The sequence below is a fragment of the Streptomyces sp. NPDC050625 genome (assembly GCF_040654755.1).
Classification (GTDB): domain Bacteria; phylum Actinomycetota; class Actinomycetes; order Streptomycetales; family Streptomycetaceae; genus Streptomyces.
In genome coordinates, this window is sequence record NZ_JBFAIQ010000008.1 from 145675 (window position 1) to 168517 (window position 22843).

The 22843-nt window shown below is 70.3% G+C and carries 23 protein-coding genes; 5 read left to right on the top strand and 18 right to left on the bottom strand.

Annotated elements, in window-relative coordinates; genetic code table 11:
• Positions 1 to 28 precede the first annotated feature (28 nt).
• Genes AB0I54_RS20955 through AB0I54_RS20970 form a run of 4 tightly spaced genes read left to right on the top strand, consistent with a single transcriptional unit; the run spans position 29 to position 5745 of the window.
• On the top strand, positions 29 to 1861 hold the full coding sequence (locus AB0I54_RS20955; protein ID WP_363297558.1) for a thiamine pyrophosphate-requiring protein: 1833 nt from the start codon (positions 29 to 31) through the stop codon (positions 1859 to 1861).
• On the top strand, positions 1858 to 2967 hold the full coding sequence (locus AB0I54_RS20960) for an enolase C-terminal domain-like protein (protein WP_363297559.1): 1110 nt from the start codon (positions 1858 to 1860) through the stop codon (positions 2965 to 2967). The genes AB0I54_RS20955 and AB0I54_RS20960 overlap by 4 nt, the downstream gene beginning before the upstream one ends.
• 19 nt (positions 2968 to 2986) lie before the next feature.
• Positions 2987 to 4732, top strand: coding sequence for a glycoside hydrolase family 15 protein (locus AB0I54_RS20965; RefSeq protein WP_363297560.1), 1746 nt, complete (start codon positions 2987 to 2989; stop codon positions 4730 to 4732).
• Positions 4733 to 4734: 2 nt separating this feature from the next.
• On the top strand, positions 4735 to 5745 hold the full coding sequence (locus AB0I54_RS20970; protein WP_363297561.1) for an SDR family oxidoreductase: 1011 nt from the start codon (positions 4735 to 4737) through the stop codon (positions 5743 to 5745).
• A gap of 28 nt (positions 5746 to 5773) precedes the next feature.
• Here AB0I54_RS20970 and AB0I54_RS20975 read toward each other — a convergent pair whose 3' ends face one another.
• The 9 genes from AB0I54_RS20975 to AB0I54_RS21015 form a co-directional block, all read right to left on the bottom strand.
• Entirely contained in the window at positions 5774 to 5992 is a 219-nt protein-coding gene (locus tag AB0I54_RS20975) for a hypothetical protein (protein WP_363297562.1), read from the bottom strand.
• Positions 5993 to 6104: 112 nt separating this feature from the next.
• Positions 6105 to 7526, bottom strand: a complete 1422-nt coding sequence (locus tag AB0I54_RS20980) for a cytochrome P450 (RefSeq protein ID WP_363297563.1) — start codon at positions 7524 to 7526, stop codon at positions 6105 to 6107.
• Between the two features lie 121 nt (positions 7527 to 7647).
• A complete protein-coding gene (gene fabF / locus AB0I54_RS20985; RefSeq protein WP_363297564.1) occupies positions 7648 to 8898 on the bottom strand; it encodes a beta-ketoacyl-ACP synthase II in 1251 nt (416 codons plus the stop codon).
• Entirely contained in the window at positions 8895 to 9374 is a 480-nt protein-coding gene (locus AB0I54_RS20990; protein WP_363297565.1) for an SCP2 sterol-binding domain-containing protein, read from the bottom strand. The genes fabF and AB0I54_RS20990 overlap by 4 nt, the downstream gene beginning before the upstream one ends.
• Complete coding sequence (locus AB0I54_RS20995) at positions 9371 to 11065, bottom strand: FAD-dependent oxidoreductase (protein ID WP_363297566.1); 1695 nt, start codon at positions 11063 to 11065, stop codon at positions 9371 to 9373. Before AB0I54_RS20995 ends, AB0I54_RS20990 begins: the two co-directional genes overlap by 4 nt.
• Positions 11062 to 12072 carry a hypothetical protein gene (locus AB0I54_RS21000; protein ID WP_363297567.1) on the bottom strand — a complete coding sequence of 337 codons (1011 nt, stop codon included), beginning with the start codon at positions 12070 to 12072 and terminating at the stop codon, positions 11062 to 11064. The genes AB0I54_RS20995 and AB0I54_RS21000 overlap by 4 nt, the downstream gene beginning before the upstream one ends.
• 4 nt (positions 12073 to 12076) lie before the next feature.
• On the bottom strand, positions 12077 to 13213 hold the full coding sequence (locus tag AB0I54_RS21005; protein WP_363297569.1) for a 3-oxoacyl-[acyl-carrier-protein] synthase III C-terminal domain-containing protein: 1137 nt from the start codon (positions 13211 to 13213) through the stop codon (positions 12077 to 12079).
• Positions 13214 to 13233: 20 nt separating this feature from the next.
• Positions 13234 to 13494 (bottom strand): phosphopantetheine-binding protein, encoded by a 261-nt coding sequence (locus AB0I54_RS21010; protein ID WP_363297571.1) that lies wholly within the window; start codon positions 13492 to 13494, stop codon positions 13234 to 13236.
• 146 nt (positions 13495 to 13640) lie between these two features.
• Positions 13641 to 14018 carry a hypothetical protein gene (locus AB0I54_RS21015; protein ID WP_363297572.1) on the bottom strand — a complete coding sequence of 126 codons (378 nt, stop codon included), beginning with the start codon at positions 14016 to 14018 and terminating at the stop codon, positions 13641 to 13643.
• Between the two features lie 15 nt (positions 14019 to 14033).
• On the opposite strand from AB0I54_RS21015, the gene AB0I54_RS21020 reads away from it, so the two are divergent.
• The gene (locus AB0I54_RS21020) at positions 14034 to 14912 is read left to right on the top strand and encodes a universal stress protein (RefSeq protein WP_363297573.1); all 879 of its coding nucleotides are present in this window, start codon (positions 14034 to 14036) and stop codon (positions 14910 to 14912) included.
• A gap of 91 nt (positions 14913 to 15003) precedes the next feature.
• Here AB0I54_RS21020 and AB0I54_RS21025 read toward each other — a convergent pair whose 3' ends face one another.
• The 9 genes from AB0I54_RS21025 to AB0I54_RS21065 form a co-directional block, all read right to left on the bottom strand.
• Entirely contained in the window at positions 15004 to 15438 is a 435-nt protein-coding gene (locus AB0I54_RS21025; protein ID WP_363297574.1) for a hypothetical protein, read from the bottom strand.
• Positions 15439 to 15775: 337 nt separating this feature from the next.
• Positions 15776 to 16156 carry an antibiotic biosynthesis monooxygenase gene (locus AB0I54_RS21030; protein WP_363297575.1) on the bottom strand — a complete coding sequence of 127 codons (381 nt, stop codon included), beginning with the start codon at positions 16154 to 16156 and terminating at the stop codon, positions 15776 to 15778.
• A gap of 130 nt (positions 16157 to 16286) precedes the next feature.
• Positions 16287 to 16469 carry a 50S ribosomal protein L32 gene (gene rpmF, locus AB0I54_RS21035; protein WP_363297576.1) on the bottom strand — a complete coding sequence of 61 codons (183 nt, stop codon included), beginning with the start codon at positions 16467 to 16469 and terminating at the stop codon, positions 16287 to 16289.
• Between the two features lie 64 nt (positions 16470 to 16533).
• Positions 16534 to 16839 carry a 30S ribosomal protein S14 gene (gene rpsN / locus AB0I54_RS21040; RefSeq protein WP_363297577.1) on the bottom strand — a complete coding sequence of 102 codons (306 nt, stop codon included), beginning with the start codon at positions 16837 to 16839 and terminating at the stop codon, positions 16534 to 16536.
• Positions 16839 to 17078, bottom strand: coding sequence for a 50S ribosomal protein L28 (rpmB, locus tag AB0I54_RS21045; RefSeq protein WP_363297578.1), 240 nt, complete (start codon positions 17076 to 17078; stop codon positions 16839 to 16841). The genes rpsN and rpmB overlap by 1 nt, the downstream gene beginning before the upstream one ends.
• Positions 17079 to 17323: 245 nt before the next feature.
• Complete coding sequence (locus AB0I54_RS21050; RefSeq protein WP_363297579.1) at positions 17324 to 18112, bottom strand: alpha/beta hydrolase; 789 nt, start codon at positions 18110 to 18112, stop codon at positions 17324 to 17326.
• A gap of 445 nt (positions 18113 to 18557) precedes the next feature.
• Positions 18558 to 18896, bottom strand: coding sequence for a DUF1801 domain-containing protein (locus tag AB0I54_RS21055; RefSeq protein WP_363297580.1), 339 nt, complete (start codon positions 18894 to 18896; stop codon positions 18558 to 18560).
• Between the two features lie 468 nt (positions 18897 to 19364).
• A complete protein-coding gene (locus AB0I54_RS21060; protein WP_363297581.1) occupies positions 19365 to 22085 on the bottom strand; it encodes an NACHT domain-containing protein in 2721 nt (906 codons plus the stop codon).
• Entirely contained in the window at positions 22082 to 22528 is a 447-nt protein-coding gene (locus AB0I54_RS21065) for a hypothetical protein (RefSeq protein WP_363297582.1), read from the bottom strand. Before AB0I54_RS21065 ends, AB0I54_RS21060 begins: the two co-directional genes overlap by 4 nt.
• Positions 22529 to 22843 lie beyond the last annotated feature (315 nt).

Sequence of the window (22843 nt, forward strand, 5' to 3'; positions counted from 1 at the left end):
ACAGGCACTACCGGAAAGGTTGTCGAACATGTCGCAGAAGGTTTCCGACCATCTCCTTGAGCGCCTGCGCGAATGGGGGGTGGAGCATGTCTTCGCCTATCCCGGCGACGGCATCAACGGTCTGCTCGCGGCCTGGGGCCGTGCCGACGACAACCCCCGTTTCATCCAGTCCCGGCACGAGGAGATGTCGGCCTTCGAAGCCGTCGGCTACGCCAAGTTCTCCGGCAGGGTCGGGGTGTGCGCCGCCACGTCCGGGCCCGGCGCCATCCATCTGCTCAACGGGCTGTACGACGCCAAGCTCGACCACGTGCCCGTCGTCGCGATCGTCGGACAGACCAACCGCAGTGCCATGGGCGGCTCCTACCAGCAGGAGGTCGACCTGGTCAGCCTGTACAAGGACGTCGCCTCCGACTTCTGCGAGATGGTCACCGTCCCCGAGCAGCTGCCCAACGTCCTGGACCGGGCGGTCCGCACCGCCATGGCGCGCCGCTCCGTCACCGCCGTGATCATCCCGGCCGACGTCCAGGAACTGGACTACTCGCCGCCCGGACACGCCTTCAAGATGGTGCCGTCCAGCCTGGGTGCGCCGCAGTACGCTCCGGTGCCGGCCGACGAGGACCTCGCCCGTGCCGCGGAGGTGCTCAACGCGGGCGAGAAGGTCGCGCTCCTGGTCGGGCAGGGCGCCCGCGGGGCCCGGCAGGAGGTCATGGCGGTCGCCGACCGGCTCGGCGCCGGCGTGGCCAAGGCGCTACTGGGCAAGGACGCCCTGGACGACGACCTGCCGTATGTCACCGGCTCCATCGGACTGCTGGGCACCCGGCCCTCTTACGAGCTGATGATGCGCTGCGACACCCTCCTCGTCATCGGCTCCTCCTTCCCCTATACGCAGTTCCTGCCCGAGTTCGGGCAGGCGCGGGCCGTGCAGATCGACATCGACCCGCACATGGTCGGGATGCGCTATCCGTTCGAGGTCAACCTCGTCGGCGACGCCCGTCAGACACTGGCCCGGCTGCTGCCGCTGCTCGACACGAACAGGCACGACAGCTGGCGCGAGCAGATCGAGAAGAACACCGCCCGCTGGTGGGAGGTCATGCAGCGGCGCGCCGCGGTCGACGCCGACCCGGTCAACCCCGAGTACGTCGTCCACGCGCTGGACGGCCTGCTGCCGGAGAACGTGATCCTGTCCTCCGACTCCGGCTCGGCCGCCAACTGGTACGCCCGCCATCTGCGGCTGCGCGGTGCCATGCGCGGTTCGCTGTCCGGCACGCTCGCCACGATGGGGCCCGGGGTGCCGTACGCGATCGGCGCCAAGTTCGCGCACGGCGACCGGCCGGCGATCGCGCTCGTCGGTGACGGGGCGATGCAGATGAACGGGATGGCCGAGCTGATCACCGTCGCGAAGTACTACCGCGAATGGGAGGATCCCCGGCTGATCGTGGCGGTGCTGAACAACCAGGACCTCAACCAGGTCACCTGGGAGATGCGGGCCATGGAGGGCGCCCCGCAGTTCCTGCCCTCCCAGTCGATCCCCGACGTCGCCTACGCCGACTTCGCCCGCCTGGTGGGCCTCAAGGGCATACGGGTCGAGAAGCCGGGCGACGTCGTGGATGCCTGGGAGGCCGCACTGGCCGCCGACCGGCCCTGCGTCCTGGACTTCGTGACCGACCCCGCTGTCCCGCCGATCCCGCCGCACGCGACCCTCGACCAGATCGAGGCAGCGGCGTCCTCGGTCCTCAAGGGCGACAGCGACCGGACGGCCATGGTCCGCCAGGGCTTCAAGGCCAAGGTCCAGGAGTTCCTGCCCGGTCACCGCCACCGCGCGGACCGGCCCGGGGCGAAGGACGAGAAGGACGGCACATGAGCGACAGCCCGGTCGTGGAGCGGGTGGGCACGGCCGTCTTCACCGTGCCCACCGAGGGCCCCGAGGCCGACGGCACCCTCGCCTGGGACAGCACGACCCTGGTCGTGGCGACCGTCGACTGCGGGAGTGTCACGGGCCTCGGCTACACCTACGCGCCCGTCGCGACGGCACGTGTTGTCGACGACCTGCTCGCCGGCGTGGTCACCGGCTCTCCCGCCCTCGACGTGCCACGTGTGAACGAGGCCATGCGCCGAGCGGTGCGCAATGCCGGGCTGCCCGGCGTGGCCGCCCAGGCGATCTCGGCCGTGGACATCGCACTGTGGGACTGCAAGTCCCGCCTGCTCGACCTGCCTCTCGTGCGCCTGCTGGGCGCGGCCCGCGACGAGGTGCCCGTCTACGGCAGCGGCGGCTTCACCACGTACGACGACGACCGGCTGGAAGGGCAACTGCGCGGCTGGACCGAGGACGAGGGCATCCCCCGCGTCAAGATCAAGATCGCTGAGTCGTGGGGACGCCGGGAGGAACGCGACCGGCGGCGCGTCGCCCGGGCCCGAGCCGTCATCGGCGACTCTGCCGAGCTGTACGTCGACGCCAACGGCGGCTACGGCGCCAAGCAGGCTGTGCGGGTGGGCCGGGCGCTCGCCGACGAGAGGGTGACCTGGTTCGAGGAGCCGGTCTCCTCCGACCATCTGTCCACCCTCGCCGCGATCCGCGGCCAAGTGCCCCAGGAGGTGGCGGCCGGCGAGTACGGCTACACCCTGCCGTACTTCGCGCACCTGCTCGCCGCCGGAGCGGTGGACTGTCTCCAGGCCGACGTCACCCGCTGCGGAGGCATCACCGTCTGGCTGCGCGCCGCCGCTCTCGCCGAGGCCCACGGCATCGACATCTCCGGACACTGCGCCCCGCACGCCCATGCGCACGCCGCCGCCACCGTGCCCAACCTGCGCCACCTCGAGTGGTTCCACGACCACGTCCGCATCGAACGCACCTTTTTCGAGGGCGTCCTCTCCCCCCGAGGGGGCACCCTCACGCCCGGCGCCGACGGCGCGCCCGGCCTCGGCCTCGTGCTCAACCCGGAGCGGGCACGGCCCTACCGGGTGGCCTGACAGCAGGAGGCATCCGCCCATGCAGCCACCGGACTTCCCGCCACACGCCCTGCACGACTACGCGCTGCTGGCCGACGGCGAGCGCGGCGCCTTGATCGGACCCGACGGAGCCATCGCCTGGCTGTGCGCTCCCAGCTGGCACGACGACGCCGTCTTCGCCACCCTGATCGGCGGCCGTGGTGTGTATGCCGTCACCCCGTACGGCCGCTACGTTGCCGGCGGCCACTACGAGGAGGGCACGCTGATCTGGCGCAGTCGCTGGGTCACAACCGATGGGGTGATCGAGTGCCGCGAGGCACTCGCCTTCCCCGGCGAGCCGAACCGGCTGGTCCTGCTGCGACAGCTGATCGCCGTCGACGGACCTGCCCGCGTCCGCGTCGTCCTCGGCCCGCACGCCGAGTACGGCCGTGCCCGGGCCACCCCCAGCCGCGACGAGGACGGCGTGTGGCGCCTCGCCTCCGGCCACCACCGCCTGCGCTGGCAGGGCGCCCCGAAAGCCGCCGCCCGAGCTGAGGGCCTGACCGTCGACCTGCTGCTCAGGCCCGGAGAAAAGCACGACCTCGTCCTGGAATGCTCCACCTCCCCGCTCCACCGTCCGCTTCCCCGGGCCGAGCAGGTGTGGGCCACGACCGAGCAGGCGTGGCATGAGGTGGTACCCCCACTGAAGAACACCATCGCCACCCTCGACAGCCGACGCGCCTACGCCGTGCTGCGCGGTCTCACCAGCCACGGCGGCGGCATGGTCGCCGCGGCCACCACCAGCCTGCCAGAACGCGCGGAGACCGGCCGCAACTACGACTACCGGTATGTGTGGATCCGTGACCAGAGCTACGCCGGGCAGGCAGCGGCCGCCGCAGGCGCCCACGACCTGCTCGATGCGGCCGTCCGCTTCGTGAGCGAGCGGCTCCTCGCCGACGGCCCGCGCCTCGCCCCCGCCTACACCGTGCACGGCGACACGGTGCCGCAGCAGCGGGAGCTGGACCTGCCCGGCTATCCCGGTGGCTTCAGCCGCGTCGGCAACCACGTGTCCGAGCAGTTCCAACTGGACTGCTTCGGAGAGGCCCTCCTGCTGTTCGCCGCCGCCCAGCGCGCGGACCGACTGAGCGCCGACGCCCGCAAGGCGGCCGACCTCGCGGTACGGGCCATCGCCGAACGATGGCGCGAACCGGACGCCGGAATCTGGGAGCTCAAGGCCCGGCCATGGACCCACAGCCGCCTCACCTGCGTCGCCGGACTCCGCGCCCTGGCCGACACCGCTGCCCACCGAGCCCTCACCGACACCTGCACCCACCTCGCTGACACACTTCTCGCCCACACGACCGCCATGTGCCTGCACCCCGGCGGGCACTGGCAGCGCGCCCCCGACGACCCGTCCGCCGACGCGGCACTGCTCCTGCCCGCCGTCCGCGGCGCCCTCAGCGCCGACGACCCGCGCACCCGCGCCACCCTCACCGCCTGCCGCGACCAGCTGGCCCAGGATCATTTCCTCTACCGCTTCCGCCACGACGCCCGGCCCCTGGAAGAAGCCGAGGGAGCGTTCCTGATGTGCGGGTTCGTGATGGCCATGGCCGAACACCAGCAGGGTCGCTTGGTCGATGCCTACCGATGGTTCGAGCGCGGCCGCGGCGCCTGCGGGGCGTCCGGCCTGTACGCGGAGGAGTTCGACATCGCCCAGCGGCAACTGCGCGGCAACCTCCCGCAGGGCTTCGTGCACGCCCTGCTGCTGGACAGCGCCGCCCGTCTCGCCCACGACCCAGGGAGCTGACCATGCCCGAGACCGTCGTCGTCACCGGAGCCAGCGCCGGCATCGGCCGCGCCACCGCCCGCCTCTACGGCGCACGCGGTGCCAACGTGGTGCTGATCGCGCGCGGCCGGGCCGGCCTCGATGCCGCCGCGAAGGAGGTGGAATCCCTCGGGGGCCGTCCGCTCGTCCAGGTCGCCGACACCGCCGACGCCCAGCAGGTCGAGATGGCCGCCGAGGCCGCCGAGCGGTTCTTCGGCCCCATCGACGTGTGGATCAACTCCGCGTTCACCAGCGTGTTCGCCGCCTTCGACGACATCACCGCCGAGGAGTACGACCGGGTCACCCAGGTGACCTACCTCGGCTTCGTCAACGGCACCCGGACCGCGCTCAGGCGGATGCTGCCACGAGACCACGGCACCGTGGTGCAGGTCGGCTCCGCACTCGGGGAGCGGGCAATCCCGCTGCAGTCGGCGTACTGCGGTGCCAAGCACGCCATCAACGGATTCACCTCCTCGCTGCGTACCGAACTGCTGCACCGCGGCAGCAACGTGCACGTCACGGTCGTCCAGATGCCCGCCGTCAACACCCCGCAGTTCTCCTGGGTGCGCTCCCGCCTGCCCCGGCACCCGCAGCCCGTCCCGCCCATCTACCAGCCGGAGGTGGCCGCGCGGGGCGCGGTGCACGCGGCGGATCATCCGCGCCGCAAGCAGTACTACGTCGGCGCCACCACGGTGGCGACGATCTGGGCCAACCGCCTGGCCCCCGCCCTGCTGGACCGCTACCTTGTCCGCACCGGCTTCGATGCCCAGCAGACCGACCAGCGGCCGCCGAGCGGCGAGAGCAACCTGTTCGAACCGGTCGACCGGCCGAAAGGCGCGGACCACGGCGCCCACGGCGTCTTCGACACGACGTCCCACAGCCGGTCCTTCGAGGCCGCACTGGCCCGCCACCCCGCCGCAGCCTCGGCGCTCGCGGCCGCTGTGGCAGCAACGGCGACGGCCGCGTGGAAGCGGCATGCCCGCACCTCGTCGTGAGCCCGCCGTGGGCCGTGCTCCACGAGGGCTACACGGCGTCAGGCCAGTGGTACGGTCCGCCACCGCGCCACTCGATCAGCTCGGGGTCGTCGATGGCCGTATCGGAGGTAGGCAGGCCCGCTTGGTGGAGGAATTCGAGCACATCGAAAAGGTTGTGGGCGGTGCCCATGCGCTCGCCCCGGATCGTCACCCGCCGTCCGCCGTCCTGCGCAGGCGGGAGCACGACCACCGGAGGGCGCCCATCCATGGCACCAGGATGCGCCGCAACAGGTCGGTATGCACAGCCCAGCAGCCGGGAGAGAAACCACCGGGGGACTTGCGGCTTGCCACGGATCCAGCGGCTGCGTCCGTTAATGGACTCAGCACCCTCCGCGGCGCCTGGCGGTCACCGGCAGGCCGTACCGCGGCCGGATTGTGATCCTTGCCAGCGGGTCGACCGCGAACCCGGGAACGGGCTCGAACTCCCAGTGCCGCCCCAGGGTGGCCAGCGCCATGACGCCCTCCATCCGCGAGAAGGTGTTGCCGATGCACTGCCGCGGACCGCCACCGAAGGGAAGGTAGGCGAGGCGCGGGCGTCCGGGCCGTACCGCGTGGCCGGTGAGCTCGTCCGCCGCGTCGGCGGACCGCGGGGTTTCGAGCCAGCGCTGCGGGGCGAAGCGTTCCGGCTGCGGCCACCACTGGGGATCGCGGTGGACGACCCACGGGATGATTCCGACGAAGCTGTCCTTGGGGACGCGGTGGCCGCAGACCTCGAAGTCGTCCAGGGGACGGCGGGCGAGACCCATGATCGGCGGGTAGAGGCGTATCGCCTCGGAGAGGACCGCGTCGGTCCAGACGAGGCGGGGCAGGTCCTCGACCGTGGGCAGCCGGTCGCCAAGCACCTCGTCGATCTCCTCGTGCATGCGCTCCCGTGCCTCGGGGTGGCTGCCGAGCAGGTGGTAGGCCCAGGTGAGAGCGCTGGCCGTGGTCTCGTGGCCGGCCATGAGGAGAGTGATCGCCTCGTCCCGTACCTGGCGGTCCTCCATCGGCTCCCCGGTGTCGGCGTCACGCGCCGCGAGCAGCAGGGACAGCAGGTCGGCGCCCTGGCCGTCGCCCTGCCTGCGCTCGGCCATGAGCCGGTAGACGATGGCATCGAGGTTGTCCCGGGCCTCGTAGAAGCGCTTGTTGCCGGGCAGCGGCAGCTTCGCCAGATGGCGTGCGAAGGGCAGGGCATCCCAGCGCAGCGGACCCTCGTGGCGCGGGATGGCGGCGATGGTGCGGGCCACGTCGCTGTCGAGCGAGACGTCGAAGAGCGTGCGGGCCACGATGGCGAGGGTCAGCTCGGTCATCTCAACCTGCAGATCGAGCCGGTCCCCGTCCTTCCAGCCGGACTGGATGTCGTCCGAGAGCTCGGCGAAGGCACGGCCGTAGCCGGCGATGCGTTCGTGATGGAACATCGGCTGTATCAGCCTGCGCTGCTTGCGGTGGAACTGGCCGTCGCTGGTGACCAGTCCGTTGCCGAGAATCACTTCCAGCGGCGCGGCCCACTTGCCGCGTCCGGCGCTCATGACGTCTTTCCCGAAGTTGCGGTGCGACGTGACCAGGACCTCGTGGACCGCCTCCGGGTCGCTGATCATGTACAACTCGCTCGAAGCGAGCGGGATGCGCACGACGGGGCCGTACCGGTCGCGCAGCCCGGTGAGGTAGTTCAGCGGATTGCCGGACATCGCGAGCAGGGCGCGCAGCCGGCCGGTGGGACCGGGGGCCGCGGTGGCCAGGGGGGCGGTGGAGACCTGCGTCATCGAGGTGCCTTCCTGAGGTGCGGTCACGAGTGGCGCCGCGGGCTCGGCCGGCACGCCGATCTCGATGCGCACCGAGCCTCGCCGGTGGCTTCCGGCGTGAGCGCCATGGACACGGCTGGGGTCACTCCCTGACGAAGCGTTGGAGGGCGAGCGAGACGTTCTGCCCACCGAAGGCGAAGGAATTGGAGAGGGCCGCCTGGACCTCGTACGGACGGGCGGTGTTCGGCACGTAGTCGAGGTCGCACTCGGGATCGGCCGCGTCCTGGTTGATGGTGGGCGGGATGACCCCGCGGTCGATGGACAGCGCGCAGAACGCCGTCTCGGTCGCGCCGGACGCGCCCAGCAGATGGCCGGTCATCGACTTGGTGGAGCTGACGGCCAGGTTCCCGCTGTGCCTGCCGAAGGCCGACTTGATCGCCTTCGTCTCGGCGGCGTCGGAGAACGGGGTCGAGGTGCCATGGGCGTTGACGTGGTCGATCCCGCCGGGCTTGAGGTCGGCCTCGCGCAGCGCGGCGAGCATGGCGCGGGCGGCACCCTGCCCGGTGGGATCGGGGGCGGTGACGTGGTAGGCGTCACTGGTCTGGCCGTAGCCGCAGATCTCGGCGTAGACGTACGCGCCCCGCGCCTCGGCCGACTCCGCGGTCTCCAGGAGCAGCATGGTGGCGCCCTCCCCCATGACGAACCCGTCCCGGTCCGCGGTGAACGGGCGAGAGGCTCGGCGGGGTTCGTCGTTGCGGCGGGACAGCGCGTGCAGGTTGGCGAAGCCCGCGATCAGCGGTGAGGCGATGCATGCCTCGGAGCCGCCCGCCAGTGCGGCCCCGGCATAGCCGTCGCGGACCATGCGGTAGGCCTGCCCGATCGCGTCGGCCGAGGAGGCGCAGGCGGTGACCGGTGCGGCGCCGGGGCCGCGGAAGCCGAAGCGCTGGGCGACCGTGCCCGCGCCCATGTTGATGATGGAGCTGGGCACGAAGAACGGGGAGACCATGCGGGGTGCCGTCGCGTCCTTCAGCACCCCCGCCCGCATGGTGTCGGCGCCGCCGATGGCGCTGCCGATCACGGTGGCGGCGCCGTCCCGGTCGATGCCGTCGAGGCCCGCGCGCTCCACGGCGAGTTCGGCCGCGGCGATCGCGAAGTGGCAGAACCGGTCGAGGCGTCTGGCCTCCTTGGCGGTCAGCCAGTCGGTCGGGTCGAAGTCCGTCACCTCTGCGGCGATACGGACCGGCAGCCGGTCGGCGTCGAAGCTCTGGATCGGTCCCACGCCGGAGGCTCCGGCGAGCAGCCGCGTCCAGACCGTCTCGGTGCCGATGCCGAGCGGGTTGACCATGCCGATGCCCGTCACCACCACCCGGTGGCGCCCGGGGGCGGTGCTCATCCGGGTTCACCCGGCTCGGCGAGCCCGAAGAGGGACTCCATCCGCATCGCGAGGCGCACATCACCCTGGATGTGCAGCCGGCCCCCCAGCAGCAGATCCATGCCCTGGGCCGCGGCGGATGCCATCTCCACGAAGCTGACCGCGTCGAGGGTGAGGGTGACCGCGGGGGCGCCCGAGTTCCCCGTCTCGCGCACGTCGCAGGTGTCCTCGGTCAGTACGAGGTCGTACGCGACGGTGTCGGCCGGCGGCCTTGCGACCTCCCAACGGGCGGTCTGCGGACCGTCCGTGAGGCCTCCGGTGTAGCGCTCGGGCATCCGCTCGAAGGCCGAGCGCAGCACGTCCTCGCCGTCGGGTGTGGCCAGCCAGGCCGCCAGGTCCTCGCGCGGCAGCCCGGCGAGGGCGGCGCGGACTTCGGAGAGTGTGCCGGAGCGCAGTCCCGCGAGTCGCTCCGGGGAGAAGGTGGGTCCGGCCGTCATGAGGGCCCTTCCGCTCGTGCGGGCACCGGCCCGCTGTTGACTGTTCGGTCGACGGCCTGCCGGAGTTCCTGCCGTGGTGCGACGCCGGGCAGCCGGGCGAGGACATGGCCGTCGGGCCGTACGAGAACCGCTTCCGGCCCATGCAGGGCGTAGCTGTCGGCGAAGGCCCCGCCGACATCGCGCAGTTGGGGCCCGTCCGCGGTGATCACGGCTGCTGTGAGGGGCAGGCCCAGGACGGTCGGGGTCTCCTGCGCCACTTGCTGCCAGACGGCTCCCTCCGCACCGGTGAGCAGGGCGAAGCCGCTGCGGGCCAGGTCGGTAGTGGAGATCCGCTCGCCGGCCCGGTCGAGCCAGGCGTGCGGAGCCCGGTGGCCTGCCTGGGCGGTCGGCAGATAGGTCACTATGTCCTGGACCACCGGCTCGCCGGGGCCTGGTGCGTAGGTGAAACCCAGCGCCTGCCCCTCGAAGTCGAAGTGTGGCCGATGCTGTTCGATGGTTCGGGCGAACTCCGCCGGGTCGGCGTCGGATTGGAGCAGCGCCCGCTTCTGGAGAGCGTTGCTCTCGCTGTGCCGGGCGTTGAACTCCGCGACCGGGCGCCGCTCACGCTCGTACGAGTCGAGCAGCGTGTCGGGGGCACCGCCGCGCAGCACCGCGGCCAGCTTCCAGGCGAGGTTGTGGGCGTCCTGGATGCCGGTGTTCATGCCGAAGCCCCCGGTGGGCGGGAAGGTGTGGGCGGCGTCCCCCGCGGCGAGCACCCGGCCGTCGGCGCTGCGCCAGGAGGCGAGCCCGGTGGAGCCCATCACCCAGTTCCGTACGGAGTGGATGCGCAGCCCCTCGATCGCGTCGCCCGACTGGCCGATGGCTGCCTCGATCAGCTTGTGGTGATCGACTTCCTGCTCGAAGTAGGTGTGTTCCTCGTCGGCGGTGAGGGCGGGGATCTCCAGGAGCCATTCGCCGCGCTTGGGGTCCACGGTGATGAGGACGCCCCGCACGGTGGCGTTGAGCACCCAGTACAGGGCGCTCTCCCGGCCGGTCGTCCAGGGCGAGAGGTCGGCGCTGAAGTGGATGTCGAGGAGCCTGCCGAGCGGCGTGGCCGCGGTCCGCCGCAGGCCCACCGTCTCGCGCAGCGGGCCGTGCAGCCCCTCGGCCAGGATGGCGTAGCGAGCCTCGACGACGGTGGGGCGCTCGCCCGAGGCCGTCACCCTGACACCGGACGGAGTCCGGGTCAGCTCCTCGGCCCTGACGCCGCGGATCACTCGCGCGTCCTCGGGGAGCCGGTCGACGAGCAGCGCTTCCACCCGGTTCTGCGAGCAGATGACGGGAAGGACCGGGCTGTTGACGGCTCGCTGCATCAGGGCGTCCGCCGAAGCGATGATGTCGAGCCCGGCGAGTTCGGTGCCGGAGAGCTCGGTGCACCAGGTGATGCGCGCCGTGTTCTCCAGGGGCACGCCGGCACGGCGCACCTCGGCATCGACTCCCAGGTGCCTGAGCAGCTCCATGGTGCGCGAGTTGATCACTGTGGCGCGCGGATGGCCGGACGGTGCGGGGCGCTGTTCCAGGACGACAGTGCGGACGCCGTGTCGGGCGAGGAAGTGGGCCGCGGCGAGTCCGGTGGGCCCGGCACCGACCACCACGACGTCGGCCTCCAACTGCGCGGCCGCCTCCGGCGGATGCGATACGGCTGCAGTCATCGGCGCACCTCCGCAAGACCGGCGACGACCGGCGTCAGACGCCGGGCCACCGCGGCGTCGAAGCCGGCCTTGAACAGGACGCGGGCGACGACGACCGCGGGCAGCCCGGCCAGGATGGCGCCGAACAGCCAGAGCACGAACACCCCGGTGAGCGCGGTGCGTTGGGCCTCGCCACGCCGGTCGGCGGCGCGGATGACCGGGCCCCAGACCCGGAAGACCTTCCCGGCCAGGAGGTCGGCCGCGGCCAGCGGATAGTGCACGGGGGCCGCGTCATGGGCGGCGAGAACGGCGCGGACCCGGTCGGCCAAGGCCTCCTCGGAAGCGGTGCGGGACGCGGGTTGGGCCTGTTCCGAGGCGAGTTCGGGTTGCGCCGGGGCGAGTTCGGGTTGCGCTGGGGCGAGTTCGGCGATGCGCTCGCCGAGGAGCGCGAGCCGGTCCAGCTCGTCCATGCCGACACCGGCGCGCGGGAACCCCCAGGACGCGTCCCGCTTTCCGGCGAGCAGCCAGCGCAGCGTGGTGACGAAGGTGACCCCGGCGGAGGCGGTGTCCACTGCGGCGATCGTGCCCAAGTAGCGGCCGCCCGCGGCCTGGAGCAGCCGCTGCACCTCGACGGCGGCCGAGTACCACATGTTCCGGCAGGCGACCAGGCCGATGACGGCACGCCCGTCGAACGCCTTCGGCTCGGCGCCGACGAGCGCCCGCATGGGCAGCGCCGGGGCCAAGTACCAGACAGGGAAGGCAAAGACGACCAGGTCCGCATCGTCATCCTCGGCCACCGGAGGCCGGGCGGTGATCTCGGGTGCACCGTCGGGGTCGACAGAGGCGGGGAAGACACCGAAGAAACGGCGTACGGGCCAGGGGAAAGGAAAGGGTTCCCGCGGCCTGATCTCGACCTTGCGTATGTCCCAACCCGCCTTTTCCAGCGGGTCGGTGACGGCGGAGACGGATTCCAGGAGCTGACCGGTCTGTGAGTACCAGTAGACCGTCACTCGGGGCTGTGCCCCCATGATCTCAGGCCTCCCCGGCGGAGACGGCCGTCAGATGCGCGAAGGACACGGCGAACCGGCCGGACTCGGGGACCATCACCAGGAGCTTGTCGCCGGGGGACACCAGGCCCTCACTGAGCATCTCCTCCAGGATCACGAAGATGCTGGCGGAGCCCATGTTTCCGACCCGGGGCAGATTGCTGTACCACTTCTCGAGGGAGGGGCCCCTGACCTTCTTCTGCTCGATCTCCTTGAGCACCATGGACTTCATGCGCTCGCTGGAGTAATGCGCGGGGAACCAGGCGAGCTCGTCCGGGTCGAAGCGGCCCTCGTCGAGCAGCCGCTGGTACTCCTTGACCCCGAGCCGCACGAGATGCGGCAGCAGGCCCAGGTTCTGGCGCAGCGCCAGCGCGCCGTCGGCGGCGGCCTCGGCCGCGGAGGGGTAGTCCCACCAGGTCTGCTCCGCCGAGTTGTCGGCCGAGCCCATGTACATGCAGGTCTTCTCGGTGTTGGCGTAGGAGGTGAGCGAGATCCAGTCGATCCGCAGGCTCACCCCGTCGGCCGCCGGGCGGTCCTGTACCACCGCGGCACCGGCGCCGTCCGAGAGCATGTAGCGCAGGAACGCCATCTCCATGGCGATGGCACCGTCGTCCGAGACCGGCCGGACGTCGGCGAACCGTTCGCTCCTCATGAAACGCGAGATCAGTTCGGACGCGGAGACGACCGCGTTCTTCTTCTCCCCCGCCGCCACCTGGAGGTAGGCGTTCTTGAGCGCCATCATCCCGGAGCTGCAGATGCCGTGGGTGGAGACGATCTCGCAGGGCGGGCTGCCCAGTTCGCCGTGGATGCCGCTGGCGATGCCGGGCGCGATGAGATCCGGGACGGCGCTGGCCGCCGCGATGAGGTCGATGTCGTCGACAGTGATGTCCGAGCGGTCCACCGCCTGGCGGATCGCCGCGACCGCCATGTCGGTGTTGGAGAACAGGGTCTTGTGCTGCTTGTCGATGGCGTAGTGCCGTGACTTGATCCCGCAGTTGGCGAGGGTCTGCTCGCGCAGCCCGGAACTCGCGCGGCCCACGCTGCCGATGTAGTCCTCGATCTCCTCGTTGGGCACCGGTTCGCCGGGCAGGAAACGCCCCATGGCCGTGATGTAGGCAGGCATTGCAGAGTCTCCCCCGTGATCTAGGCGACTGCTTTGGTTTCGATCTTGGAGACGACGAAGTCCAGGACGTCGCCGACGGTGCGGAGCGAGCCGATGCGCTCGTCGTCCATCGAGATGCCGTACGCACCCTGAAGGGTCTGCCCCATGAAGACGAGGTCGAGTGAGTCGATGCCTATGTCGTAGTACAGATCGGATTCCAAGGAGAGTTCATCCGGGTCGGCATCGCACTTGGCCAGGAGGAATCCCGTGATATCTGCGTAGAGGTCGGTCCTCAAAGACATGTTCACCTCCCGTGCCCCACCCTCTGTGCGGCACGAAATGCACTCTGGCCCGAGCCGCTAGGCGCCCGCTCTCGGTGCCCTTGAGTGGACCGAGCAAGCAGGCTCCGGCGAGATCGAGATGGTGGAACTGCTGGAAGTGGTGCGCGTCAACGCCGCTTGAGGGTGTCGGCGAAGCGCTGCCACGCATCCGCGCCGACCAACTCCTCCAGACTCATCGACTCGGCTTCGTCAGCACCCGGCTGCGGGCAAGGGATGAAGCCCTGGACTACGCGTGCGGCGGAGACGAGCAGCCGCAGCCCTTCCAGGGCGGTGGTGATCGCGTCCGCTTCGTTCAGCCCGATGGTGCCCCGGCCGGTTCCTTCGGCGCCGTAAGAGGGCGCCCGGCAACGAGACCGGCCGCGCGCCGACGCCCGGAACGCGACCGCTTGGCCGACGAGCCGTGCGGCCCGATGCGCCGCGTGGCATGTTGGCAGAGGCTGGAAGGGAAACAGCACAGGCAGGCAGCAGCAGCGGCCGTCCGACAAGGAGGAGGCGTGGCAATGACTGAACCGGTCGTGGTCGGAGTCGACGGCTCGCCGTCCAGCCTGGACGCGGTCGGGATGGCAGCACGCGAGGCCGCACTGCGCGGAACCGGCCTGCGGCTGGTGCACGCCTTCGGGTGGCCCTCGATCCATCCGCCGCCCGGTGTGCCGCCCTGGACCCCTGCCACGGCAGGGGTGCGTGAGCTGGTGGACGGCACGCTGGCCACGGCCGAACAGCGGGCCCGTGAGGTCGCGCCACACCTGGACATCACCCGCGAGGTCACCGTCGGCGAGCCGCTGATGGTGCTGGAGATCGAGTCGCGCACCGCCTCGCTCGTCGTGGTGGGCAGCCGCGGCCTGGGCGCATTCGGCAGCCTGCTGCTCGGCTCCACCGCCGTACACCTGGCCGCCCACGGCCGCTGTCCCGTGCTCGTGGTACGGGGCGGGCCGAACCCGACAGGTCCGGTGCTGCTGGCGGTGGACGGCTCGCCGGCGGGCGAGAAAGCCGTCGGGTTCGCCTTCGCCGAGGCAGCCGTGCGCGATGCGGACCTGCTGGCCGTGCACGTGTGGAACACCTGGAACGAACGGGCCTACGAAGGGCCCGCCGACCCGTTGAACATGGTGGTCGACATCGAGCGGCTGCGTGCCGAGGAACAGCACCTGCTGAACGAGACCCTGTCACCGTGGCAGAGCCGCTATCCCCAGGTCGCCGTGGAGCGGCGCATGCTGCGCTCCCGGATCCGCACGGCCCTGATCGACGCAAGCCACAACGCCCAACTGGTCGTGGCCGGCGCACGCGGACGCGGTGGCTTCACCGGCCTGCTGCTCGGCTCGGTCAGCCAGGCCCTGCTCCATCACTCACACTGCCCTGTCGCCGTGGTCCGCGGTAACGAGTGACCACACTCGCCTTCCGAATGCGCAGGGACGGACGAATACGGAGGCACGCCCTCTGCTCGCCTGCGTCTGGCCAATGCCGAACAGCGGACGGTCAGTACGAGAGATACAGGGTCAGGTCGCCGCCCGCCTGGGCGGTGTGGGCGATGCGGGCAAAGCCACGTGCTGCTGCGTACAGGCCGGTACCGCCGGTGATGGCGACGCAGAAGTTCTCAGGCGGCGTGCCGACAGGGGTGGTCTGCATGTGCTGCCACGTCAGCTGGCCTTGGGGAAGCGCGAAGGTACCCACACAGTGGGTGGTGTCATCCGCCACGCGCGTGCATACCGCCGCCTCGGTCCCGTATGCAAGACCATCAAGGAAGAGGTCCGCAGTGATGATGATCTGATCACCGACGCTCGTGTCGCCACTTCCGACGGCGACCCGACTGATGCCGGTGCTCTTCGAGGTCAGGGTGATGACGTCGGTGAACTCTCTCCCTTGTGCCGAAACGACGGGGTCGTCCTCGGCAGGGGCAGGAATCGAAGGCATGTACCACTACTTCCGTGTCCGGGCTCCTCCACAGATGTGCCATCCATGGCATGAAGACTCAGCTCTGACGCGCCGCCGCTCACCGCCATTGGTCCATTCGGGTCTGTGCATCACTGGCGAGCGGGGAGTGCCACCTTGCCGGGAGCGCGCCGTCTCGCCACCCGGCAACCGGCAGTACCGCACCCTGCGCAGAGGTACACGTTTCGCTGCGGCCGTCCTTCCGACCACCATCACGCCGCACGAGGCACGATGCCACCCGGCGAACGCACAAGAGGGACGCGAGAGCGGACGCGTACTCGTTCTGCTACCCGGACAGCCTGGCGTGACGGCGCTTTGGTCAGCCTGCTGTCGGGCTCTGCGGGACCTGCGCTCGTATGAACCCTTGGCTGCGCTCCACTTTCGCCACATGCAGCGTGTAGCTCTCGTACCACTCGGCCTGCCCGCGCTTTTGCGCCGCGCGGTGCTCGGCGTTGCACCGCCACTGGGTGAGGGCGTCGGCGTCGCGGAAGTACCCGACGGTGATGCCCAGCCCACCAGGAGTCTGCGCGTGGTCCATCCCCAGGAACCCGGGGACGTCCTTCACCAGCTCTTCCATGCGTGCGTTGGTCTCGCTGTAGCCGCTCTGGTCCTGGGTTCGCACCGTAGTGAAGACAGCCACGTAGTAGGGGGGTTCATAGGCCTCGACAGGCGCGACAGGCGCTTCAGAGTGATCGCTCATGGCGCCACCGTAAGGCGGGATACGCCCAACGATCCAGCGTCTTTCCTGAACGGGAACGTTGGCTGATACGGCACCAGTTCGTCGCGCTGAGGCTCGTTTCACGCAGGTCTCGGGGGCCTGCTGAGTACGCTCAAGGCAGACGGGCGAAATCGCCGAGGACGGCGCCCCCGGGCCAGCCGGTCCACCTCCGCCAACAGTCGTCGCGCAGCATGCCATCGATCGTGACCGGCACGAGCGTGGGCGTGGTGGCCTTCCACTGGGCGCGGCGGTGCCGGGTGTTGCTGCGGGATGTCTTCCGCTTGAGGACAGCCATGTTTCTCTTTCTCGGTCAGTCGGCCGCCATATGAGGTGGATCCCATTGGCGGATCGGGCTCGGGTCACCAACTGCTCTTGGTCACGCCCGGGAGTTCGCCCGCGTGGGCCATCTCGCGTACGCGGATGCGGGACAGGCCGAAGGCGCGCAGATGGCCGCGGGGGCGGCCGTCCACGCAGTCGCGGTTGCGCAGGCGGGTGGCGCTGGCGTCACGGGGCTGTCGGCGCAGTTCTCGCTGGGCGTCGGCGCGGTCCTCGGCGGCGCTTCGGGGGGACGCGATGATCGCCTTCAGCGCGGCGCGGCGCGCGGCGTAGAGGGCCACGACGAGGCGCCGCTGTTCGTTCTTCGCGATCTTGCTCTTCTTCGCCATCAGACCTTCCCTCCCCGGGCGCGGATGCGGGCCACGGCGGCCTCGATGCCGATCGTGTCGACCGTCTTGATGCCCTTGGCGGAGAGCGCGAGCCGGACATGACGGCCTTCGCTCGGCAGCCAGTAGCGCTTGCTCTGGATGTTCGGGTCGAAGCGGCGCTTGCTGCGCCGGTGGGAGTGGGAGATGCGATGGCCGAAGCCGGGCTGTCGTCCGGTGAGTTGGCAGTGGGCGGCGGACATGGTTCCTCCTTGGTGGCGGCAACGGCAGCACACTAGCAGCTTCATGAAAATGAAAACCAATCTCATGCCGAGCTTGTTACTGCTAGGTAGCTGACAGCTTCTTTCGGCCACTTGACCAACGAGTCGGCGTGCCCCAGCTTTCGCCACGATCACTCCGCCCGTCGGGCACCTCGGACGGCGTTCCACGGCGGCCTGTGCATCCGTCGGCCAAGCAGTGAGGAATCGGCGTCGGCTTCGGCGTCGGCTCAGGAGTGGGCGTGGCAGAAGTCGCGCACGGCCCGGTTGAACTCCTCGGGCCGTTCCAGGTTGCTGACGTGCCCCGCGCCCGGGATCACGACCAGCTCGGCATCCGGGATCGCTTCCTGGAACTGCCGTGCGACGGCCAGTGGCGAGCGCACATCCTTCTCTCCCCAGAGCAGGAGGGTCGGCACCGAGACGGTGGGCAGGAGATCCCGCTGGTCTGCCTCGGCCATGAGGGGCAGCTGCGTCCGCATGGTCTCCGGGCGTACGGAGGCCGCCATGGCGTCCAACAGGGGTACGTACTCAGCGGGCGGCTCGCCGGCGAACAGTCCGGGCAGGGCCGGGTCGAACCCACCGCGCGGCGCAGCCAGCATCCGGCGCACGCCCTCGACCCGAGCCCGCACTTCCTCCGCCGGCAGAGAGCCCTTCCAGCCCGCGTAGGTGTCGACGAGGATCAGCGTCCTCACGAGGTGCGCGTGGTGGCGGTAGAACTCCAGGGCGAGAGTGCCGCCCCAGGACAGACCCGCGATGTGCGCCGGGCCGAGCCGCAGCGACTCCACGACCGCGGCCAGACAATGGGCGTAGTCCGCGAGCTCGAAGGCCTCGGGTACGTCGGAGGAGCGGCCCACTCCTGGCTCGTCCCAGGTCACGACCGTGAACTCGTCCGCCAGCGCGTCGAGTTGCGGCCGCCAGAGGCGGGCGTCGTCCGCCGCACCGTGCAGGAGCACCACGGGCGGCCCCTCACCCACGCGATCGTAAGCGACCCCCAGCTCGCCCACCTGCACCGTCGCCATGACTTCAGGCTATGCCCGCCCATCAACGCTGAACAAGCTGTGGGCCGAGCACGCCGACCTCATCACCGGGGCGACTTCGACGGCTCCACCAGCGAGCCCCACTACGACCTGTTCGTGAACTGGTCGGATGGTGAACTGACCACCTATCAGGACGTCGGCACCCGGGGCCTGGGCGGCGAGTCCAAACTGCGCAGGCTGCCAACGGCGCCTGGGACGACATGGCCTCCTCGAGTCCGGCACCGTCACACCGTCCCCCTCCTGGGGCGGCAAGGAGGACCAAGAAGATGCGAGGCAGCGCGCCAGGCGTGCCCAGAATGCCGTGGAGCCCGATGGCGCCTCACACGCCGATGAGGGAAGGGAAAGCCTGGCGCGGGGTCTGAACAGGACCTTCACGGCACAGCGAGAGGGCGGGTGTGTCGGTACGAGTTGCTGAGCGGGCGCTGATTCAGGGTTCAAAGGCGGCTCGCGCCAGGTCGCGGAACTCATCATCCGGGATGGAAGCGGCGTCCTCTGGCCGTAGCCGGATGGTCGACTTGCCCGAGATGAGCGCGGGGTGGCGTGCAGCGAAGCCGGCGTCGCGACCGTGTTGCCCGTAGAGCGACACACCGTGTTTCCACGCGCCGACGTGGAGCCTGCGTTTGCCGACCTGATAGGTCGGCATCTTGTAGGAGATGATCACGACCGCTTCAGGCTGGGCCTCCAAGATCAGCCGGTGCAGCCGGTCGAACAGCGGGCGGTGCTCGGCGGGAATGGCGTCGATGTAGTCCCTGACTTCCTTGTCCACCCTCACAGTGTGACCCACCACTGAGCTGCCTCGGCTGCAGGACAACGCCTCGGGATCGCCCCACCAATTCCCCTGCTCGTGACAGGTGCAGTCCTGGGGTTCGTCTCGGAGGTACGGCAGGCACAGTTTCCGCCGGAGGTCGTGCTGCTGCACTGGGAGAGCATCACCACCTCTCTGCGGGAGAGGCGCGCGGCGAACGTGGCCTGCCCAGGCGCCGCCCAGACGTCCACGGGACGGCGCGTTCTACGGCACCCGGCAGCCGCCGACCAAGCCCGGCGATAGGCCTGGACATTCCGCATGGGCCATTCGTGCTGCAGTGCAAGCACACCAAGAAGGCCGACCCGCGGGGCCTTCGGTTCTCGTAGCGCCTGCCCCTATGCCATCCCTCCCACTCGGGCAGCCGAATACGGTCTGCGCCGAATCAAACGTGCGGCGTTGAGGCGGCAAGTCGACGCGACCAGCCCTTCTCTAGGTCTGGGGCGGTGCCGGGCCTTCCGGTAAGGGGGGTGGCTGTCGGGACTCGTTCCTCCAGTGTGCGAGGTCGTGTCGGATGTCGGCCGTGTCCGGGTGGTGTTCACCGAGCACTCTGATTTGGTCGTCGAGGAGCCGGGCGAGTTCGGTGGCCGCGGTTTCCGGGTCTCCCGACCGTCCACGGACGTTCGGGAGGTTGCAGCGGGCGACGAAGGTGCGGGCGCTGTCTTGGCCGTACACGCGGACTTCGTCTGCCACGAGGTCGGCCAAAGCGGCGACCGCGGCATGCAGATCGCCGGCCCTGCTGAGGAAGATGGCGCGGTTGTTGCGTGCGGCCAAGGTTTCGGTGTGGTCCGGGCCCAGAGCGTCCGTCAGGTCTGGCAGCAGGAGTACGAGGGCCCGCGCGGCACCGTCCGGGTCTCCGGCCTCCCCCAGATGCGCGGCGACCGCGCTGCGGTAGACCAGGACGTGGGGGTAGTCCGAAGCCCGGAGCGGCAAAGGGTCTTCGGGGGCCGCTCGCCGTGCGCGGCCCCGGGACGGTTTCACCCACCGCCACATGCGCACCAGGATTGCGGTCTGGCTTGTCTCGCGGCGGCGCCACCAGTCCTGGCGTGTGCATTCGATGTCGGCGAGCAGGTTCCAACCCCTCGCGTCGTCGCGCCAGAGGAGTTCCTTGGCCGCAGCGGCGCGGTCGTCCGGAAAGAACCGGGTGTCGCCGGCGATATCGGCGAGTACGCCGGCGCCGCGTTCGTCGCCCGCCTCGATCAGTTCAAGGGCTGCCGACGTCCGGAAGCCGGGGTCAAGGCCGGGGTCCATCGCCCGGGAGTACAGCAGGTCGGTGGGCCTGGCCGCGGTCAGCCAGGCGACTGCGTTGGCCGGGGTGATCAGACTGCGGTCAGGGCTGATCATGATCCTGGCCGTCTCCCGGCGCAGCCGATCAGCAGCGGAATCCGTGATCTCCTTGGGGAGCCGTGTTCCCAGCCAGGCCAGCCGGGCGAGGAACAAGCAGCCGCTGCTTTTTCCCCGCCGGACGGCACGGCGCAGGACCTTCACCGTCTCAGGGGCATCGAGGTCGAGCGCGTCCAGGACGAAGCCCGCGTAGGACGCGTCCTGCGGTGTGTGTCCCCAACGCCAGAATCTGAGCGAACGTGTCGCGGCGAACACGCTGTCGAGGGCGTCCGCGGGCGCGGCGCGGACGGCGTGCCGGGCGGCCAGATGCTCCAGGAAGGTGTGGTGGAGGAAGACGTGGTCACCTGCCCGCACGGTCATCAGTCCGCTCTGTTGGAGGCAGCCGTCCAGGAAGGTGCGCCACTCGCTCTGCGGCACGCGTGCCGGCCGCCGGCCGTACGGCAGCGACTCCAGCATGTCGAGGGCCGGGCGTCCGTCACCTCGACGGCGCTCTGACGCGATCCAGGCGATCGCATCCTGCAACCGGTCCAGGAACTCGTCGGCGCGCCGGCCGGCGTCGGGGCCGAAGGTGTCGAGGCCCGCGTGCAGCCGGCCGGGGTCGTCCGCACTGTGCGGAGAGTGCTGGCGCTTGTGGAGCAGGGCGACGAACGACGCGTAGATTTCACCGCGGCTGGTGGGCAGGTAGTCGTCCGGGGCCTCGCGATGGAGCTGGCACAACAGCGAGGCCATCAGCGGGATTCGGGTCAACTCGGCCAGCCGGGTGCGGTCGGCGGCTCGCACGAACCGGTCCGCTACGGCGTCCGGGTCCGGCAGGTCCGCAAACCACCCCCGGGCCACTTGGTGCAGGTCTTCGGCGGTGAACGGCTCCAGTCTGAAGCACGATGTCTCGGTGCCCATTGCGCCGAGTTCGCCGTGCGCAAGGGGGCGCGTGGCAATGACGAACCGGTAGACGTCACCGTTCGCTTGCGTGATCGATCGTAGGCGGTCCAGGACGACGTGCCGGGCATTCGGGTCGGAGACCTCGTCCAACGCGTCGACCAGCACGAGCCATCGGGCTCCGGGGCATGGCGGCGCGCTGAACAGTTCAGGGGGAAGAGCCTGCGTCAGCCCGGTCAGGTCCTTGTTGAGGAAGTCGGCGAGGGCGTCCGCCAGTGGCGCCGTTGTCAGTGCCCCGGCGGGCACCAGCACCGGGACCGTGTCGCGGGTCCGGTCGGCGAGCCACCGCTCCACCCCGTCGGCGAGACAGGCTTGCAGCAGGCTGGACTTCCCGCCTCCCGGGCCGGCGAAGAGGATGCAGAGTGGCTCCCCGGCCAGGGCGTCCTCGGCGGGGACCGTCTCACGGACCTCCCGCGAGCCCGCGACGGCCGGGCGGCGTTGTGCATCGGGCTTCTCGCCGGGGTAGACCGTATTGCCTGCGACCGCGGCCACGGCCTCCATCATGCCCGGCGAGATCGGATCTCCCCGGACGAAGCCTGTCCCCGCTTCGAGTTGCGATGCCTGGGCCGATTCGGGGGCGCCCCCCTCGCCCAGGACGACGCCTTGTGGGATCCGCGTGGCCCGTTGGCGCACATACGTACGCCCGTGCAGCCTGGCCGTCCCGGGGTCCAGCCCGGGGTACCCACGATTTGGGACGGAGAGCCGGGCCGCCGCAAGGTACCTCTCCAGCCACCGCGTCCGCAGGGGTCCCTCGTCCGGCCCGAAGTAGTTGTGCTGGACGTTGTGGTCGCCGCTTTGGACGGCCGCCGGCCCGTGGAAGGTGTTCTTGGTGCCTCCCGGCTGTTGGTCGTCCGGGTCGCTGGGAGTGGTCACTCCAGTGGTCCGAAGCGGTTGTCCTGCTGGTTGTTGTCGCCCACCTGGATCGCGGTCGGCCCGTGGAAGGTGTTGCCCGAAAACGAGCGGTCGCTCGACGGTGCGGAGTGGTCGGCGATCAACTCCCGCAGGCTTTCAACGAGTCGAGTGCGCTCCTGCGGATCGCTCGCGCTTTCCAGGAGAGCCTCGAACCGGGTCTGCCACGACGCTTCTTGGGCGATCCTGGTGTGTTCCGCGGCCTGCGGGTCGTCAGTGGACGCTACTTCGAGGGCCGCCGCGGACCGGTCCAACCGTTGCAGCTCCGCGGTTTCGCGCGTCTGATCGCCCCGGCTGAGCAGCCGCGCCGCCCGCGACCGGAACGCCCGCCACGCGTCGGTCCCGGCCGACTGAACCACTGCGGTGCCGCCCGCCGCAGCCAGTGCCGCCAAAGCCGCTTCCAGCATCCCGGCCCCTCAAGTAGACCTCCGGTGCTGCGACCGTACCGCCGCAGCCACGAGCCTGTACCGGACGCGAGTAAACGAAGTAGCACGGGTCGGAGTTCGGCATCCTCAGGTGCTCGGCGAACGTCCGCTTGCCGCATGCCGCGTTGTCAGAGAAACGGAAGGCGCTCGTGCACCGGGCTTTGAGACCGCTGCGCGCGGTGCGCACGTCCAGGCTAGGTAACAGCCGACGTCTGCTGGCGTGTTGGTCCCGTCCCGGGTGCGCGGCGTGGCTGATTCTCAGGAGCATCAGGGTGACGTCGCGGCGTAGTGTGCGAT